This window comes from Rhodococcus sp. NPDC056506, assembly GCF_042794945.1.
Lineage (GTDB): Bacteria > Actinomycetota > Actinomycetes > Mycobacteriales > Mycobacteriaceae > Rhodococcus_F.
This window is the reverse complement of sequence record NZ_JBHTSW010000009.1, coordinates 106,397-123,499: the sequence shown is the minus strand read 5'-3', so window position 1 is coordinate 123,499 and position 17,103 is coordinate 106,397. Positions and strand designations below refer to the sequence as shown.

The following is a 17,103-nucleotide window of genomic DNA, read 5'->3' as shown; positions in this document are numbered from 1 at the left end:
GGAGAATTTTTCGATAGTTTCGCGGATCGGCGCGAAGCTAAGGAGAGCCTCTGCCTAATCTGACCAGCCCGTCGAGAGTCTTCATCAGCACATGAGTCAGGTTGACGACAACGAGATGTGCCCCCGCTGCGAATGAGTGCCGTGCCTGTTCCGCACTTGAAACGATCTCCATTCGCTTCTGGTCTGCGGCCGCGGCTTGATTGTGCAATGTGGATAGTGCTTGCAATACGCGGATGTCGTGCGGACCGTCGACACCGAACGACAATGCGAGATCGGCGGGGCCGCCCATAACGCCGTCGATCCCAGGAACTGCCATTATCTCTTCGGCGTTCGCGCAGCCGGTGTGGGACTCGATCATCACGATTACCACGGTTCGGTCGACATCTGCCTGCAAGTGTTCGCGAGCTGGTACCTGGCCGAAACGCCCGGCCCGCCCGTACGTGGCGAAGCCTCGGTCGCCGACCGGGGCGTACCGGGCTTGCTGAACCACCGTGCGAGCCTGTTCCGCGCTGTCGACGTGCGGCACGACAATTCCCGCTGCACCGTGGTCGAGAACCCGCTGGATCAGCGCTGGCTCGTTTTGCCCGACGCGCACCAGAACATCCATGCCGTGCAGTTCTGCCGCAGTGATGTGCTGTCTCAAGGCAATCAGATCTGCGGGGCCGTGTTCACAGTCGATGAACACGTAGTCCATGCCGGCGACCCCGGCCATTTCGACCAGTTCCTCCGAGGGCATCCTGACCAGGACGCCGAGAAGGTGCTCACCAGAGCGCAACTTCGCCCTCATCGGGCCACCATTCCGGCGGAGAGATCTATATCGGCTGCGCATAGGCCCGGCATTGAGAGCATCGCAGTGACGGCCGTCGCCACCTCCTCCTCGCTGACCATTCGGCCGAGAGCTGACCGAGATACGAACGCGCGTTCTGCTTCCTCGTAGGTTCCGCCTGTCCGGTCGGCTTCCAGGGTGAAGTTGCGGTGCATCCTCGCACTGTCCACCGGCCCCGGAGAGAGTGAGTTGACATTTACGCCCAAGGGGCCGACTTCGGTTGCGAGGGTGGTGGTCAAACCGATTACTGCCATTTTCGACGCGCAGTATGGAGTTCTACCTGTGAGTGGACGTTTCCCGGAGACAGAGGCGATGTTGATGATGTCCCCCCGCCCGGCTTCGATCATTCCAGGCAGGAAAGCACGGCACATGAGAAATACGCCGCGCACGTTGACAGCGAATACGTCGTCCCAATCGTAGGTGGCAATTCCCGTCAACGGGGCAACGGGACCCGGTACGCCGGCGTTGTTGATCAGGATCGATACGTCCTCATCGGCGATCTTTTCCGCGAGTTCGTCGGCAGAAAACGCCTGTGCAACATCGCATGTCTCGGCACGAACTGCTTTTCCGTTGGCTGCGGCGACCAAGTCGAGTTTGTGGCGGCTGCGACCTACGACGACCACTCGTGCACCGTTCTTCACCAGTTCCGCCGTAATGGCCGCTCCGAGGCCACTACCGCCTCCTGTGACCAACGCCGTACGACCTCTGATGTACTCGCTCACAGTGATACGCTCGCGTTGTAGTGATCGCTCCAGTTAAGCTCTGCGGTACCGTATTTGGCGGCGCGAACGTCACCTGAGCGCGCGTGACCCTCGAACAGTTCTACGCGCGATGCCCGCCCGCAAACCTCACCCAACTGTGCGCTGGACGCCTTGTCGGTCACCTCGGAGTACGTGACCGTCTTGAGGTACTTTCCAACCCAGAGGCCACCTGTGTATCGCGCTGAACCACGCGTAGGGAGAACATGGTTCGTGCCGATCACTTTGTCGCCGTAGGAGACGCAGGTACCTTCACCGAGGAAGAGACCACCGTAATTGCTCATCGTCGCCAGGGCTTCGCGAGGATTCTCGGTGAGGACCTCTACGTGTTCGCTCGCGTAGGAATCCGCGAGTGCGTAGGCGTCGACGAGTGAATCGACGACGATGACTTCACCGTGGTTGCGCCATGCAGGTTCGGCGAAGTCTTTGGTAGGCAGGTCCGGAAGAATGTCGTCGATGTGCTTCGTGACTTTGCGCCCCAGTTCTTCCGAGGTGGTAATCAAGACTGCGGGGGAGTCCGGGCCGTGTTCCGCTTGTGAGAGCAGATCGACCGCAACGACGAACGGATCGGCGTGTTCGTCCGCAATGATCAGGATCTCGGTTGGCCCTGCAAAGAGGTCGATTCCGACCTCGCCGAAGAGTTGACGTTTGGCTTCAGCTACATATGCATTGCCCGGACCTGCCAGAAGATCGACGCGGTTGACGGTTTCGGTTCCACAGGCAAGCGCTCCGATCGCCTGGACGCCGCCGAGTAAATAGATTTCGTCGGCTCCGGCGAGGTGCATCGCTGCGACAGTAGCGGCGGGTATCTCGCCGCGGATAGGTGGTGTGCAGGCGGCGACGCTGGGTACACCCGCGACCTTCGCCGTCACAATGGTCATATGCGCGGAAGCAGTCAATGGGTAGCGTCCGCCCGGGACGTATGCGCCGATCCGGTTGATCGGAATGTGCCTCTGGCCGAGATGAACTCCGGGAAGAGTCTCGATCTCGAAATCAGTCAATGAGTCTCGCTGATGCTGTGCAAATGTACGCACTTGGTGCTGAACGAACTTGATGTCCTCGATTACCTGGTCAGGAACACCCGCGATGATCTCCTCGATCCGCGCTGCCGATAGGCGGAAAGACTCTGGGCTCCACTTGTCGAACTCTGTCGACCATTTGCGCACGGCTGCATCGCCATTGGCCCGGATATCGTCGAGGATCGACGACACTCGCTCGCCTACTTCTGTTCGATCGCGTCGTACGGACTCGGCGGGAACGGGGTTCTTCAAAACTTGGGGCATGTCTACTCCTGGGTGATGGATTCAGAGATGGCAGGAAGCCAGCCATTGATCATTCGAGCGATTTCTACCGGCTGTTCCCAGACACTGAGATGGCCGGCTCCGTGTAGGTGTTCGAGGCGAGACCGGGGGACAGCGTCGGCAATGTCTCGGTGAAAGTAGTCGGGACACAGTTGGTCTCGCGTTGCCGAGACAACCAGAGTGGGGCAAGTGACATTTCGCAATTCGGATATTGCGCCAACACGCGTGCATTGAGCGGCAAGTTGCCGCCGCAGAACGACCGGGCCGACCCGTGCAGCCATGGCGGTGAATCTGTTGGCCAAACTCGGTGGGGGAGTTTCGTCGGCGAACATCGTCGGCAGGATGTCTCGCACGATCTGCTCGAAGTCGCCGCTGGTGCATTGAGCTGCCATGCGGTACCAGGTTCGATGCTGAATGATTGTCGGTGCTCCGGCATTGGTCGACAAGGCGCAAAACCCTGTCACCCGTTCGGGTGCCGTTCGAAGTACCTCGAACCCGACGATCGCTCCAAGGCTCAACCCGGCGAGGACAAACGGTCCTTCGACTGAGGCGAGGACCTGCTCAGCCATTGCGCCGATTGTCGTGGCGTCGATCGACGCGATGACGGTGTCCGCGTCCAGTCCAGACCTGATCTCTGTCCAGAGGTCGGCGTCACAGAGCATTCCAGGGACGAGAACGACTGGCAGAGTGCTCAACTCAGGTTCCTAGTTTCCGTGGGACCAATGCGTATGGTGCCACGTAGCCGTTGTGGTCCAGGGCGTCGCCGGCATCTGCCGCGGCCTTGACCACTTCCTCGTCCCATTCCAGACGTACGCGACCGTCGCCGCTGTTGACCACTAACATCAACCCCGTCGATTCTCCGACGTTACGGATGGATCGGAACGCGCCCCGGGGGATGGAGAGTATGTCCCAGGATTCGAGGGTCACGGTGCGCGAGTCCGGGCCGCGATTGACAGTCACTTCCCATCGACCGTCTTTGACCATCAGCACCTGGCTCTCATTGTGGCGATGCAGTGAAACACCTTGTTGCGGTCGTGCTCTCAACCAAGCGATGTTGTGGCCGTGCGGGTTGTAGATGCGAGGTTCCTGATCAAGATCCTCGGTCATCCCGAAGCCGATCACAAGTCCGAGTTCCGCACCGCCACCGGCGATCCGAGAGTCCAACAGTGCTCGATCGGACCAGTCTATGTTTTCTGCGGTTGCGATCCGAGAAGCCATTTTCTCGACACTGAATCTGCGCAGCCCGGCGATCTGCTCGGCGCTGATCGGCTCCATCAGTGGTGTGTCCTCACGGAGCTGGTCACCGGCGATGGTGTCGATCAAAGTATTTTCGGCACTGAGATACAGTCCGTGTCCCTTTGCCTCTTCGAGAACAGTTGGGCCCCAGATGATACCGCCTGTGTTGTCCATGCCGAGGGCCGTGAAGAGGATTCCGTCATCGGGTCCGACATTGGTGAAACCGCGGAATATCCAGGTCGGGATCGATGCAATTTCGCCTTCGCGAAGCAGCGTTTCGCCCTCTGTGCCGTCGGCGCCCCATCGGAGTAGGTACTCTCCGCGGAAGCAGAGAAACACTTCGGCGGTGAAATGCAGGTGCAGATTGTTGGTTACGCCGTTGGGCATGGCCGCGCCACCGATTTGAAAGCCGTGAGGTTCACGGAGATTCACAACCTGGCCGGAACTCTGGGTGACCCCTCGGCCGATCATGGAGTAGTTCTTCTTCTGGTCCGAACCCGGAGTGCGGCAATCGATGAACGCTTGGTTGCAGGAGACGAAGTCATTCTGGCGGATGGTGCGCCGGGCCAGTTCCTCGATGGTGACAGTTACGTCGGACGACATGGGACCTCTCAATTGGCTTCGTGGGACTGTCGTGCATAGGAGGCTTCCAGTCGTCGTGCTGATGATTCGGCGCGATTGGAAGCTATGCATTTATACGTATGCATAGTAGGCCGACAGAGGGTTGTTGTGTCAATGCCCTGGTCCCTTTTCTGGAAAATGGCGGCGATTTCTCAGCATCGTCCCTGTTCGGAGAACTTCTTTTCGATTGACTCGCATACAGCTCGCTGTCGGGTCCGCGTGCGTCAGTCGACCGCCTATGATCCGTATACATAGTGCGGATTCTCGGCTCTGCCGGGTGGTTGAGGAATGAGGAAGCAATGGCGATCACCAGTCGCGATGTTGCACGACTGGCCGGGGTGTCGCAGCCGACGGTCTCCCGAGCTCTTCGTGGAGACCCGCGGGTTGCAACAGAAACTCGGATGCGGGTGGAAAGTGCGGTCGCGGCGCTCGGCTACGTACCAAGTGAGGCAGGACGCAGTCTCGTGACGCGCACGACCAAGCGTGTGGGGATCGTGGTCAGTGATCTGACCAATCCGTTCTATCCGCATTTGATCGGACCATTGCATGACACCCTCGAGAAGCATGGCTATCGGATGATGGTCTTCACCGAACGCTCGGACAGTCAGATTTCCATCGAGCAGCTAGTGGATGGTTCAGTGGACGGACTGGTGTTGCTGACCAGCAATGTGGGCTCCGAACTGCCTACCGAACTCAATCGGCGTCGGATTCCATTCGTGTTCCTCAATCGGGAGAGTGGCCAGGGGTTGGGCGATGCCGCTGTGGTTGACAATCAGTTGGGCGGGCGCATAGCGGCAGCCAGGCTCACTGCCCTAGGGCACCGGCGGATAGCCGGCATCTTCGGTCCTCTCGAAACCAGCACTGGTCGTGATCGTGAAATGGGCTTCCGGTTGGAGCTGGCGGATGCCGGAATCGGGCTTGTCCCCGATCTCACACGGCATGGCCCTTTCGAATTCAAAACGGGCTATCAGGCGATGACAGAACTCTTGGCTCTGCCGGAGCCGCCCACGGCCGTGTTCTGCGGAAATGATGTGGTGGCCATCGGGGCTGTCAACGCGGCGCTGTCCAAGGGCGTTCGGATTCCCGACGAAGTGAGCCTGATTGGTTTCGATGACATTCCCATGGCGGCCTGGGAAGTATTTCGGCTTACGACGATCGGCCACGACCTCGAAAAGATGGCTGCTGCCGCCGCTCAGTTGTTGGTTGAGCGGCTTCGTGGTGGCGTCGACAGCTCGCCGCGGAGGGTCGTGCTCGAACCGCAATTGATCGAACGTTCGACTCTCGGGGCACCGGCTCTCTGAAACGATCTTGCATACGTATATCTCAATGCTGTTCGTCGGTTGAATTGCGCCATCTAGCCGTGGCTGGAGTATCGACCGCGCAACGCTGGAGAATTACCTGTACCTGCAGTAAGAACGCCATTTGGGTTCTGTCCTGAGTGGGTCAGGGCTATGTCACCGCGCGAAATTTCATCGCGCCGGCTCTTGTTCTAGGACTGTACATACGCATACACTCTGAATTCATTGAGAGCTGCGTTACATTCGGTGATCGCCTCTCGCCCCAGCCCAGACCTTCTAAGAAGGAGTTCCGAGTGACCACCCGAGTCCCCCCGGCCCACTCCGAATCAGGGGACAGTGACCGATCCTGTCCCCTCGGAATTCGAGCGCAGAAATGAGCACAGTGACGATCGACCGCAAAACGGGAAGGCCGGTGAATCGCCACTCGGCGTGGCGGCGACTCGGTGTCCCGTACGCGCATCTCGCTCCGGCCTTGATTGCAGTGGCCCTGACGACGTTTTATCCCCTTGCGGTAGCGCTGATCAACAGTTTTCGGCACTGGCGGGTCAACGAGACCCGTGAACCGCAACAGTTCGTTGGCCTGGATCAGTACGCGAAGGCACTGTCTGACAGTAATTTTCACAATTCCGTCTGGGTGACGCTGATATTCACGATCGTATCGGTGGTCGCCTCGGTAGGTTTGGGTCTTGCCATCGCGCTGGTGCTCAACCGCACGACGTGGCTGTCGGGAATGACCAAGGCATTGCTCATCCTCCCGTTCGCTGTCGCCCCGGCTTTGAAGGGGTACTCGTGGCGCTTTATGTTCAACCCCGACTATGGCGTATACGACAAAATGATCAAAGCCGTTGCCCCGTTCACAGATTCGATCAACTGGTTGGGTGATCCATTCTGGGCGCTGATGGTGATCGCCGGCAGTGAGATCTGGGGATGGGCGCCGCTGATTGCTCTGATGTTCCTCGGCGGACTGGGTTCGATTTCACCCGAGATTCGCGATGCCGCGCGAGTTGACGGAACTAACGCCTGGCAAGAGTTCTGGAAGATCAGTTTCCCACTTCTTCGGCCTCTGATTTTGATCGTGGTGTTTCTCAAGGCGGTGTTCTCGGTCAAGATGTTCGATCAGGTGGTGACCACCACGGGCGGCGGTCCAGGTAGGGCTACCGAGACGCTCAATTTCTTCGCCTATTCACAAGGTTTCACCTTTCTGGACATCGGCTACGCATCGGCAGTGTCCTGGATCCTCGTCGTAGTTCTCGGCGCACTTGCCGCTGTGTACCTGATGCTCATGGGAAGGCAGGATTCGAAATGACCGACATTCTCGAACGCGCGAACACGCTCTCTCGATCGTCGACGACCAAGCGACGTCGTCGGCCGAAGAGCACGACTCAACGTGTATTCGACGTCCTGCGAACATTGACGACGTTGGCAATTCTCTTTTTCGTGATGTTTCCTATCCTCTGGCTGGCGTTGACCGCGTTCAAGCCGGAGCGCGAGGTCTTCAGCACCTCGATCATCTTCCGCCCCTCTCTTGCGAGTTTCCGCGAGATTCTATTCGGGGCAAACAATCTCGTCCATCCGATGTACAACAGCATTGTCATTGCAGTCGTGACGACGGTGCTCTCGGTTCCGCTTGCGTTGTTGGCCGCATACGGGTTCTCTCGCTATCGTTTCCCCGGTAACAAGCCGATTCTGTTGGCCATTGTCATCACCCAATTCATTCCCGGCGTCGCGATCGCACTTCCCTTTCTCACCATGTTCCGAGACTTGGGGTTGCTCGATACGAAACTGGCCTTGATCGTCGCCAACCTCGCCATTGTCGTTCCTTACAACACCTGGTTGTTGAAAGGTTTCGTCGACGGGCTTCCTATCGAGGTGGAAGAGGCAGCACGTTTGGATGGTTGCGGTCAGCTCAGACTCTTGTGGCGCGTGATCACGCCGCTCGCCGCGCCGGGAATATTCGTTGGTGTCGTCTTCGCTTTTCTGTTGTCCTGGAACGAATTTCTCTTTCCTACGTTCTTGGCGCGCGCCGACGCGATCACTCTGCCGGTGTCATTGATCTCGCTCGAACGACCAGAAGGGATCCAGTGGGGCCCGATGGCCGCTGCCGGCTTGCTCGTCATGGTCCCGATGATTGTTCTCGCAACTTTGGTTCGGAAGCACTTTGCGCAGGGTATGACGCTAGGAGCAGTGAAATGAGATCAATGTTCAGACGACGTGGTCGACGGCTGATTCCGGCCGCTATCGCCGTGGCACTTGCGGTGGTCGTCTCATCCTGTGGCTCCGGCCCGACCACCGAGGATTTCATGTCTCAGGTGAAAGATGGCTCGGTCGATGAGCTCAAACTGTTGGAGGGAAAACCATACGACGGCACCACCATTCGATTCCTGACATGCTGTGCTTCTTCCCCCCAATTCGCCTCGCTGAAGGCGCGCACCGCTGAATTCACCGAACGCACGGGAATCACGGTGGAATCGTCGAATGTTCCTTACGCAACATTCCTGCAGAAGATCGTCGCCGAAAGCGCAATCGGCGGGGGCACGTACGACATGTTGATCTGGCCGGACGCCTGGGGGCCGTCACTAAAGGTAGGTGTGCAGCCGCTGGACGAGGTAATGGCGAAGGACGGAATCACACTCGACGACTTCTCGGGTCCCTTCAGGGAGGCCGCCGCTGCAGGAACCGACGGGCAGACGATGGGTCTTCCCCTGCGCGGTTTCTCCTATAACTTGTTTTACCGCAAAGACATCTACGATCAGCTTGGTCTCGAAGCGCCGAAAACCTGGGACGAGTATTACCAGCAGCTCGCGCTCATCAAGAGCAAGACCGACAAGTATCCGTTGGCCGGGCAGTTCAGCCGTAACAGTGGACAGAATCTCTACACGTGGCTGACAATGCTGTGGAGCAACGGGGCCGAACTGTTCGACGGGGACGGCAATCCGACCTTCACCTCACCGGAAGCAGTGGCCACCACTGAGAAGTACATCGAATCGGTCCGTCAGGGATACACGCCACCGGCGTCCACGAACTGGGGTGAGACCGATGCGACAACGGCGTTCCTCAAAGGAAACGCTGCCACCGTCATGACTTGGTCGTGGCACCTCGATGACTTCACGAACACGGGCAAGGCTGCACCGGAACTCGACGGCAATGTAGGCGTAGCGGCGCTGCCGGCTTTCGCTGGCAAGACTCCGTCCAGTTACGCCTACACCTGGTTGACGGGAGTGCTCAACACGTCGAAGAATCAGGGTGCTGCTTGGGAATACGTCAAGTGGATGACCAGTGCATCTACAGAGCGCGCCGTGGCCCTGGATAAAGACAACCCCGCCACCACGACCGGAATCACAGTTCACAATTCGAACATGCTCGATCCGGAAGTCAACGCGGCCAACAAGGATTTGCCGGAGATCCAGTACGAAGTTCTCCAGTCTGCTCGCGCGATCCCGATGAATCTGGATTGGCCTCGAATCATGGACATTCTGGCAGTCGCCGTCAATGAAATGGCGAACGGTGCGGATGTGCAGAGCACTCTCGAATCTGCGGCAGACGAGATCAAGAAGCTCGACTGATGGACAGCGAAAATCACTACCAAGGAAGCGAATTGATGAATGCCGATCAGACCGAACAGGTCAAAGCAGTGCTGAACGAAATTGCCTACCAGCCATATGCAGACCCGGAAGAGTTCATCGTCGAGTGGACGGACCGGATTTGGGTAGAGCGCGGAGTTGGGCTGATTCGGGAAAATTACGCACCGGATTCGATAGTGCACGGCGCCTACGGCACCGGAATCGGTGTCGAACCTGTCGTTCGGAGCACGCTGACCAAGATCAGCGGCTTTCCGGATCGGGTGGGGCAGGCAGAAGATGTCGTGTGGGAAGCGCGTGGTGACGATGCGTTTTTGAGTTCTCATCGGATCTTCAGCAGTGGCACGGATACCTCGTTGTCCACCTATGGTCCGCCCTCAGGCCGACGGTACTCCGCCAAGACGATCGCCAACTGTCTGTACCGGCGCGGTGTGATGGAAGAAGAATGGGTGGTGCGCGACGAATTTGCAGTAATCAGCGATCTGGGTCTCGATCCGGAGGCGGTAGCCCGGGGCCTCGCGTTCAGTGAATTCACCGGGTCGGCGACGCTTTCCGGCTCAGTGGACGTCCTCGCCGGCGGAGACTCCGGCCCACGCCCGGATCTGTTCCGGGGCGAATGCGATTTCGTCCTCGAAATGATCGAGGAGGTATGGAATCAGCGCAACTTCGATCGGATCGGGCAATACGTCCCGCGAGACGTGCTGTGCCACACCACCCGCAACCGCACACTCAGTAGACAAGGCAACTTCCAGTCGTCGATCATCGACATGCTCGCTCCGTTCCCGGATGCGCGCATTCACGTTCGGGACATCGCCGCTAACTACTCCGAGCACCATGGTGGTCTCCGCGTTGCGGTTGTGTGGTGGCTCACGGGAACGTACACAGGGGTGCCTGCGTACGGACGGCCGACTGGCTCGCCAGTGCAGGTACTGGGATCGTCCCAGTTCCTCTTCCGCGACGGCAAGATTACGACGGAATGGCGTATCTACGACGAACTCTCGACTCTGACCCAGATCGTCCATGCGCGCGGCGACGAGCCGGCCGTCATTTCAGAAAGGGCATGACATGGCCACAGTGAGCTACGACAGCGCCACTCGTCGATACCCGGGTACCGAGATCGCCGCAGTGGATCAGCTGAACCTCGAGATTGCGGACGGCGAATTTCTGGTGCTGGTAGGCCCGTCCGGATCGGGCAAGACCACGGCACTGAGAATGTTGGCGGGCCTGGAGGACATCGACGAAGGCGGAATTTCCATCGGGGATCGTGATGTGACCATGGTTGCACCGAAGGACCGTGATATCGCCATGGTGTTTCAGTCGTACGCGCTGTACCCACACATGACGGTCGCTGACAATATGGGATTCGCGCTCAAATTGCGCGGCGAGCCCAAGGACGTGGTGAAGGAAAAGGTTGCCGAAGCTGCGCGCCTGCTCGACCTGAGCGCGTACCTCGATCGGAAGCCGAAAGCTCTTTCAGGTGGTCAACGTCAACGAGTTGCCATGGGGCGAGCTATCGTTCGAGATCCTTCTGTGTTTCTGATGGACGAGCCCTTGTCCAACCTCGATGCGAAACTTCGCGTCGAGACCCGCGCGAACATCGCTGCGCTGCAACAGCGACTCGGCACCACCACCGTCTACGTCACTCACGATCAGGTCGAGGCAATGACCATGGGGCATCGGGTCGCGGTGCTCAAAGACGGTATCCTGCAACAGGTTGCCAGCCCGCGAGAGCTCTACGAACGTCCGTCCAACGCCTTCGTTGCCGCATTCATAGGCTCGCCCGGCATGAATCTCGCGACCCTGGCCGTAGCCGGGGGTGGCGTTCAGCTTGGTGATCTCGTCGTGCCGATCGCCCGTTCAGCGTCGTCGGGGCTCAGCGAAGTGACATTCGGAATTCGTCCGGAAACACTGCATCTCGTCGGCGTTGCCGACGAGGGGTTCGAACTCACGGTCGAGTTGGTTGAGGAACTGGGTGCGGACGCATACGTCTACGGCACCGTTTCCGGTTCGACAGGGACACAACGGGTGAACGTGCGAGTGGACGGGCGCACTCCGCCGAAACTGGGGCAAACAGTGCGGGTGGGCGTGCGAAACAACGCCGAAGTGCACCTGTTCCATCCCAGCAGTGGTGAGCGATTGGCCGCCTGAACCGATTGCCGATGGAGGATTGTCCGACGCTATGAGGGGCGTCGGACAATCGTTTCGAAGACCAGCCGGCTCTAAATCAGCTGCCGGACGGGGTTTTACCCGAGAGTCGATACACGCGAGATGAGGACGCATGACAACCATCATGTATGACCTGACGTCACGTGCCGGCCAAATATCACAGCCCATGGTTGGGCGCAGTTCGCGGCGACATCGAAGTCGGACCACGAGCGACAATGCCAGGCATATCTTTGCCTTGGACAGGTTCACAGGCGAATGACTATCAGTGTGTTCGAGCTCTTTTCGATCGGTATCGGGCCGTCGAGTTCGCATACCGTCGGACCTATGCGAGCGGCGAGTATGTTTGTCGACGATTTGAACGCACTCGCCGTCCTCGGCGATGTCGCTGAAATACGGGTAGATCTGTATGGATCGCTTGCGGCTACGGGCGCCGGGCACGGAACGCTGTCTGCCATCCTCCTCGGACTCGAGGGATGTCGCCCCGAGAGTATTGAGCCCAAGGAGATGGAAGCGCGACTCACCCGAGCTCGCTCCACTGGCAGAATCCGACTCGGGGGGACTATAGACATATCGCTGTCGGAAGACGATATGGTGTTGCGCCCGTTGACTATTCTGGATGTTCATCCCAATGCGTTGGCATTCGCGGCAACCGCCGCAGGCGGCCAAGTGGTCCATAGTCGGACCTACTACTCGGTCGGTGGTGGTTTCGTTGTCGCAGAAAATGATTCGGAGCCGTCTACGCGTCGTGATGGACATTCCTTGTCGTTTGGTTCCGCGCAAGAACTTCTCGAGCTGACCGAACGCTATTCACTCTCGATCAGCGAGGTGATGCTCGGGCACGAACGAACACTGCGCTCGGATATGGAGGTTCGAGATCGGCTCTTGCACATACGCGACGTCATGGTCGAATGCTGGCACCGCGGAATCGGCCGAGACGGCTACCTTCCCGGCGATCTCGGCGTGCGTCGCCGCGCTCGTGACTGGTACCAACGTCTTCACGCGGAAGACCGCGCGCGTGACCTGGCCTTCGCTGAGGACTGGGTCAATCTGGTTGCTCTGGCAGTAAACGAGGAGAACGCTTCCGGAGGAAGAATCGTCACGGCTCCCACCAACGGCGCCGCGGGGATCATCCCAGCCGTCCTGCATTACGCCTTGCATTACACCCGGGCAGGTCAAGCGGACCGGGACAATGCGACTATCCGATTCCTACTAGTGGCCGGCGCCATCGGTTCGCTCTACAAAGAACGAGCTTCGATTTCCGGTGCAGAAGTGGGTTGCCAAGGTGAGGTGGGTTCCGCTGCGTCGATGGCTGCCGCCGGTCTGGCCGAAATACTCGGCGGCAGTCCGAAACATGTGGAGAATGCGGCAGAGATCGCGATGGAACACAGCCTCGGGCTGACGTGTGACCCGATAGGCGGTTTGGTGCAGATACCGTGCATCGAACGTAACGCAATTTCGGCGGGAAGAGCGATCAATGCGGCTCGAATGGCATTGCGCGGAAATGGAACACACCGCGTCAGCCTGGACCAGGTAATCGAGACGATGCGGATGACAGGTGTCGACATGAACTCGAAGTACAAGGAAACGTCGATGGGTGGCCTTGCTGTCAACGTGCCGGTGAACATTGTCGAGTGTTGACATCAATATTCGGTATCTAGACCAGGCTCACCTTCGGGTATTGATCATCCGAAGTGCGAACCGAAATACCACTGCGGCACCCGCACCTGCAGCCAGACCGGCGACGACATCGGCAAGAAGGACACCGACGCCTATGCCCAGGACGGCAGCAGCGGCGACGGCAAGGGCGACGTCAGCACGAGGAGCGGCGATCGCGGCATCCTTTCCCCGAGTATCGAACGAGCACCCATCTCAACGGAGCATGTCACGAAACTGTCGTCCGCAGGTGTATCAACAGCAAAATGTGTGAAACGCGTCGGCCCCGACGGAGTTGGACTCCGCCGGGGCCGGGCTATGTGTACTGCGCAGTGTGTATTGGGTGCTGGTTCAGTGTGTCGGGACGGATTCCTTCGAGGAAGTAAGGGACGTATCGGTGTGCTGGCTACCAATCTCCTTGCGGGAGTTGGAGCCGTTGAACCGAGGGAGGAAACCGGCCAGGACGAGTGCGATGACGGCGGATCCGGCAGCGAGGGCCATGACGACGCGGAAAGCGTTCTCCGACGGCAGCGTTGCCCCACCGATGGACATGGTCATCTGGGCGATGACGACACCCGCGATGGCGCTGGCGAATGATGTACCGAGGGAGCGCATCAGGGTGTTGAAGCTGTTGGCTGCACCGGTCTCGGACGGAGGAACAGCCCCCATGATGAGAGCGGGCATCGCGCCGTAAGCCATACCGGTACCGGCGCCGATGATCACTGCGATCACGATCAGTTCCCAAATCGAGTGCATGGCGAAAATGCCGATGCCGTAACCGATTGCGACGACAACGGCGCCGAGCATGAGCGTCACCTTGGGGCCGTGCGAATTGGTGATGCGTGAGGACAGCGGAGAGATCAGCATCATGATGATGCCGGAGGGAGCCATGACCAGACCTGCGGTGAGCATCGAACCGCCTAGGCCGTAACCAGTGACTTCAGGCAACTGGACTACCTGGGGAAAGACCATGCTGGCGGCGAACATCGCGAATCCGAACACGATGGATGCGAGGTTGGTGAAGAGCACCTGGCGGCGGATGGATACGCGTAGATCCACCAGCGGCTTGGGGGTGCGTAGTTCCCACCAAGCCCAGAATCCGAATATCAGGATCGCGGCGCCGAACAGGGAAAGCGTGAGGGTGCTTGTCCAACCCCAGTCGCCACCCTTGGAAATGGCCAGTAGTAGAGCGATGAGGGCGGCTGAGAGCGAGATTGCCCCGCCGAAGTCGAACGTGCCACCTGTGCGAACCGTCGATTCGGGGACCAGGACGACAACAAGTCCAGCCGCAAGAGCGCCGAGCACGGCTGACGCCCAGAACAGGACGTGCCAGTCCGCGTATTCCGCGATCAGGGCCGCGATCGGAAGCCCCAGCGCGCCACCGACTCCCAGCGAAGCGCTCATCATCGCAACGGCGCCGGCGAGTTTCTTGGGCGGAAGTACGTCGCGCATCACGCTGATACCCAGCGGGATGACGCCGGCCGCAAGGCCCTGGAGGATTCGGCCGGCAACGAGGGGGATCACGCTCGAGCTGAGTGCTCCGACCACCGAACCGGTCACCAACAGCGCCATGCTGATCAGGAGCAGACGGCGTTTGCCGAACATGTCGCCCAACCGGCCCATGGTCGGGACGGCGACGGCAGCTGCGAGCAGGGTGGCGGTCACCGCCCACGCGGTATCGGACGCCGGCGCGTTCAGGTACTCGGGCAGATGCGGGATGATCGGGATCACCAGCGTCTGCATGAGCGAGACGACGATGCCGGAAAACGCCAGAACAGCCACCACTGCGGTGGTGGCTGGTGACTTCGAGGTTTGTGGCGGCGTTGTTGGTGGTGGAGAAGTCGGTGGTGGAGAAGTGTTTGACGACATTGCGGTAACTCCATCGGAGGAAGTACGAAAGTGGTTTAAGTCAGTTGCTTGAACTAAACTTAAATCAAGTGACTGACTTAAGGGAAGGGTGTGTCTCCGATCGTGACGAACATCTCCGGTGCCGAGCAGCTTCGGACAGTCGAGGATGATGGTGACCATGACTACGAGGGCTGAAGATGCGACGGCCGAAGCCGGCGTCGCGGCAAATTCCGCGCGTTCTGCTGCAACCCGAGACCGCATCCTCGCCGTCGCCGAGCAGCTGTTCGCCGAACACGGAGTTTTTGCGGTCTCGAACCGTCAGGTGAGCGAAGCGGCAGGTCAGGGCAACAATGCGGCCGTCGGATATCACTTCGGCACCAAGACCGATCTGGTCCGCGCGATCGTGAACAAGCACTCCCAGCAGATCGAGAAGAAGCGCGGCGAACTGCTACGGAAGGTTGAAGGGTCGAAGGACGTTCGAGATTGGATTACGTGTCTGGTTCGGGCGTCGACCGATCACTACGCTGAAATGGGCGGCCCGACCTGGTACGCGCGGTTCAGTGCGCAGATTCTCACCGATCCAGTCCTGCGGAAAATCGTCTACGACGAGGTTCTGGCCTCGCCCACCCTGCAGGAGACGCTTCGCGGACTATCAGCCTGTCTCACTGACATGCCGATGAGTGTTCGACGCGCTCGCGCGGACATCGGACGCAATGCGATCGTGCACATGTTCGCCGAACGTGAGCGCGCGCTTGCAGAAGAGGGGCCGGATGAAGTCACGTCGTGGGAGGACTTCACGACCGACCTCGTCGACGCATTGGTGGGTCTTTGGACTGCCCCGATCAGCCGCTGACCGGCCGCTCATCTGCGCTGTCCACCCGTTCCGGCGGAACCCTGCGCAATGGATCTTGTGCCGGTGGAAGATCCAGGAGCAGCCCGACTCCCGCAAGAATGATGGCGAGCCCACTGACGAGCGCGAACGTGACAGGCTCGTTCAACCACAGCACTCCGATCGCTGATGCCGAAATCGGCACCAAAAGAGTGACGGCCGATGCCGCGACTGGGCCCGCCTGGCGAATGATCCAGAAATAGACCAGGTAGCCACCGGCGGTAGCCCCCAGCCCCAGGGCTGCCACGGCGATGAGTGGACCGACGGTTATGGGCCCCGGTGGGGGAGCGACGGCGGACACGGGCACCAAGAGGGCAACCGCGGCAAGTTGTTGGCCGAGGGCCAGTGTCATTGGTGGAGTGTCCTGGAATGACTTTCGTGCGTAGGCACCTCCGACTGCATACAGCAGCGCCGCAGTCAACGACGCGCCGACGGTAAGCATTGCGCGACTGTCGAGCGCTGACGGCATCCCGCCGACGAGCACCGAGACGCCGGCAATGCCGATCGCAACACCCGAGATTTTTCGCCAGGTGATCTTTTGCCGAAGCCAGAAAGCGGCGACGAATACGGTGAACATCGGAGTCGTGGCATTCAGGATCGACGCCGTCGACGAGTTGAGGCCGACGATCGCAGTTGCGACAAGCGTCAGTGGTCCGGCGACGTTGAGGGCCGCTAACAGAAGGAATGCGGGAAACCGGTGACCGACTGCGCGCCAGGTCGATCTGCTGGAGGCCGTTATCAGCGCGAGAACCAGCGCTGCGACTATGAAGCGGGCATGCGTCGTGCCGACGGCGCCGAAGGTTGGGGCAGCCACGGCAACCAGGGGAAACGAGCTCCCCCAGAGCATGCCGACCAACAGCAAAGCTCCAACTACGGCGAATCGGCTGCTGCCGATTGCTTTCCGATTCTTCATTGAGCCTCTTCGTCAA

The 17,103-nt window shown here is 59.5% G+C and carries 15 protein-coding genes; 8 read left to right on the top strand and 7 right to left on the bottom strand.

The window, feature by feature from the left end; all coding sequences use genetic code 11:
- Window positions 1-37: 37 nt before the first annotated feature.
- The 5 genes from ACFQ6H_RS11215 to ACFQ6H_RS11195 are packed head-to-tail and all read right to left on the bottom strand — an operon-like array spanning window position 38 to window position 4,724.
- Window positions 38-787, bottom strand: a complete 750-nt coding sequence (locus tag ACFQ6H_RS11215) for an HpcH/HpaI aldolase/citrate lyase family protein (protein WP_378646090.1) — start codon at window positions 785-787, stop codon at window positions 38-40.
- Window positions 784-1,548, bottom strand: a complete 765-nt coding sequence (locus tag ACFQ6H_RS11210) for an SDR family NAD(P)-dependent oxidoreductase (protein WP_378546077.1) — start codon at window positions 1,546-1,548, stop codon at window positions 784-786. Before ACFQ6H_RS11210 ends, ACFQ6H_RS11215 begins: the two co-directional genes overlap by 4 nt.
- Window positions 1,545-2,867 carry a histidinol dehydrogenase gene (hisD, locus tag ACFQ6H_RS11205; protein ID WP_378546080.1) on the bottom strand — a complete coding sequence of 441 codons (1,323 nt, stop codon included), beginning with the start codon at window positions 2,865-2,867 and terminating at the stop codon, window positions 1,545-1,547. The genes ACFQ6H_RS11210 and hisD overlap by 4 nt, the downstream gene beginning before the upstream one ends.
- A gap of 2 nt (window positions 2,868-2,869) precedes the next feature.
- Window positions 2,870-3,580: an alpha/beta fold hydrolase gene (locus tag ACFQ6H_RS11200; protein WP_378646088.1), complete on the bottom strand. Its 711-nt coding sequence runs from the start codon at window positions 3,578-3,580 to the stop codon at window positions 2,870-2,872.
- 1 nt (window position 3,581) lies between these two features.
- Window positions 3,582-4,724, bottom strand: coding sequence for a hypothetical protein (locus tag ACFQ6H_RS11195; protein ID WP_378546086.1), 1,143 nt, complete (start codon window positions 4,722-4,724; stop codon window positions 3,582-3,584).
- A gap of 317 nt (window positions 4,725-5,041) precedes the next feature.
- Between ACFQ6H_RS11195 and ACFQ6H_RS11190 the strand changes: the two genes are divergently transcribed.
- The 7 genes from ACFQ6H_RS11190 (at window position 5,042) to ACFQ6H_RS11160 (ending at window position 13,422) form a co-directional block, all read left to right on the top strand.
- On the top strand, window positions 5,042-6,043 hold the full coding sequence (locus ACFQ6H_RS11190) for a LacI family DNA-binding transcriptional regulator (RefSeq protein ID WP_378638724.1): 1,002 nt from the start codon (window positions 5,042-5,044) through the stop codon (window positions 6,041-6,043).
- A gap of 370 nt (window positions 6,044-6,413) precedes the next feature.
- Complete coding sequence (locus ACFQ6H_RS11185; protein WP_378448076.1) at window positions 6,414-7,346, top strand: carbohydrate ABC transporter permease; 933 nt, start codon at window positions 6,414-6,416, stop codon at window positions 7,344-7,346.
- Window positions 7,343-8,233, top strand: a complete 891-nt coding sequence (locus ACFQ6H_RS11180) for a carbohydrate ABC transporter permease (protein ID WP_378546093.1) — start codon at window positions 7,343-7,345, stop codon at window positions 8,231-8,233. The genes ACFQ6H_RS11185 and ACFQ6H_RS11180 overlap by 4 nt, the downstream gene beginning before the upstream one ends.
- Complete coding sequence (locus ACFQ6H_RS11175) at window positions 8,230-9,603, top strand: ABC transporter substrate-binding protein (RefSeq protein WP_378646086.1); 1,374 nt, start codon at window positions 8,230-8,232, stop codon at window positions 9,601-9,603. The genes ACFQ6H_RS11180 and ACFQ6H_RS11175 overlap by 4 nt, the downstream gene beginning before the upstream one ends.
- A complete protein-coding gene (locus ACFQ6H_RS11170; protein ID WP_378646084.1) occupies window positions 9,603-10,682 on the top strand; it encodes an ester cyclase in 1,080 nt (359 codons plus the stop codon). Before ACFQ6H_RS11175 ends, ACFQ6H_RS11170 begins: the two co-directional genes overlap by 1 nt.
- A 1-nt stretch (window position 10,683) precedes the next feature.
- Window positions 10,684-11,766, top strand: coding sequence for an ABC transporter ATP-binding protein (locus tag ACFQ6H_RS11165; protein ID WP_378638736.1), 1,083 nt, complete (start codon window positions 10,684-10,686; stop codon window positions 11,764-11,766).
- Window positions 11,767-12,039: 273 nt separating this feature from the next.
- Window positions 12,040-13,422, top strand: coding sequence for an L-serine ammonia-lyase (locus tag ACFQ6H_RS11160; RefSeq protein ID WP_378546105.1), 1,383 nt, complete (start codon window positions 12,040-12,042; stop codon window positions 13,420-13,422).
- A 366-nt stretch (window positions 13,423-13,788) separates the two neighbouring features.
- Here the strand turns inward: ACFQ6H_RS11160 and ACFQ6H_RS11155 are convergent, their stop codons facing one another.
- Entirely contained in the window at window positions 13,789-15,306 is a 1,518-nt protein-coding gene (locus ACFQ6H_RS11155; RefSeq protein ID WP_378646082.1) for an MFS transporter, read from the bottom strand.
- A gap of 157 nt (window positions 15,307-15,463) precedes the next feature.
- Between ACFQ6H_RS11155 and ACFQ6H_RS11150 the strand changes: the two genes are divergently transcribed.
- Window positions 15,464-16,138, top strand: coding sequence for a TetR/AcrR family transcriptional regulator (locus ACFQ6H_RS11150; protein WP_378534685.1), 675 nt, complete (start codon window positions 15,464-15,466; stop codon window positions 16,136-16,138).
- Here the strand turns inward: ACFQ6H_RS11150 and ACFQ6H_RS11145 are convergent.
- On the bottom strand, window positions 16,128-17,087 hold the full coding sequence (locus ACFQ6H_RS11145) for a DMT family transporter (RefSeq protein WP_378646080.1): 960 nt from the start codon (window positions 17,085-17,087) through the stop codon (window positions 16,128-16,130). The two genes, ACFQ6H_RS11150 and ACFQ6H_RS11145, sit on opposite strands and share 11 nt — an antisense overlap.
- Window positions 17,088-17,103 lie beyond the last annotated feature (16 nt).